General features: G+C 62.9%; 1 protein-coding gene. It reads right to left on the reverse strand.

Going from position 1 to position 1,068, the window contains the following annotated elements:
- Window positions 1-1,068: phage tail tape measure protein (locus tag AACS18_RS12670; protein WP_108612441.1), on the reverse strand; the 1,068-nt coding region annotated here is incomplete at both ends.

Raw genomic sequence — 1,068 nt, forward strand, 5'->3', positions numbered from 1 at the left:
GGGGTCATCGGGTTCTGGTTGTGCATGTGCACCTCCCCGATACTCAGGTACTTGGGCGGCTTCTGGTTGGCGGTGGTTGCGGCCGCGTTGGCCTGGATCAGCTGCTGACCCAGCCCGCCAGCCGGTACGCGGCTTTGGCTACCCTGGCTAAAGCGGGCGAGGGGGGCGTTGATGTTCTCCTGATTGGGCAAGTTGAGATCCGGCATGCTGCCCATCTCGATATTGACGCCCGGGATCATGTTCAGTTTCTCGACCAGCCAGTCCACCGCCTGTCCGAGCAGCTTGAACACGCTCCAGTCGGCCATGCTCTTTTTCAGGTCGTCCCAGTAGTAGATGGCCGCCACCACGGCACCGATCAGCAGCACAATGCCAGCCACGATCAAGCCCACAGGGTTGGCATACATGGCGATGTTGACCGCCAGCAGGATGGCGCGAAAGGTCGCCATCCCGGCATTGAGCAGGGCGAGCGGAGCGGTGATGATGGACCAGGCGATACCGAGCCCCAGGGTGGCCAGCTTGGCCAAGCCGGCGATCAGCATCCAGGTACCGGTCACCATGCTCAAACCCACGATGGCGAGCAGGGCATAGCTGATGACCTTGGTCAGGTTCGGGAAGAGGTGCGTCCAGCGCAGCACCTCGTTGGCGCCATCGGCAAAGACGCTCATCACGGCGTTGATAGCGGGCAGCACTACCCCGAACGCGGCGGCGCGGATGGCAAACCAGGCTTGCTCGACCCGCTGCCACTGGTCAGTCATGGCTGCAGCCATCTGCTCGGCCTTGCCCATGCCGTGGGTGTTGGCCAGGGCATTGATGTTGGTGGCGAGCCCTTTGGTGTTGGTCATCAGGAGCTTTACCATGCTGACCGCCTCATCCGAGCCGAACGCCTTCTTGAGCTCGTCCCCTTCGGCCACGCTCAGGGTGTCGCCATAGCGCGCCTTGAGCTTGTCCAGCATGGTGAGCACCGGCAGCATGTTGCCCGCGGCATCGGTGAATTGGATACCGAGCGCCTTCTGGGCATTGCCGACGCCTGCCAGAAACGCCTTGAACTTGGTACCGGCCTCGCCGCCG

Origin of the sequence: Aeromonas sp. HMWF015, from assembly GCF_963878965.1 — a bacterium.
GTDB lineage: Bacteria > Pseudomonadota > Gammaproteobacteria > Enterobacterales > Aeromonadaceae > Aeromonas > Aeromonas veronii.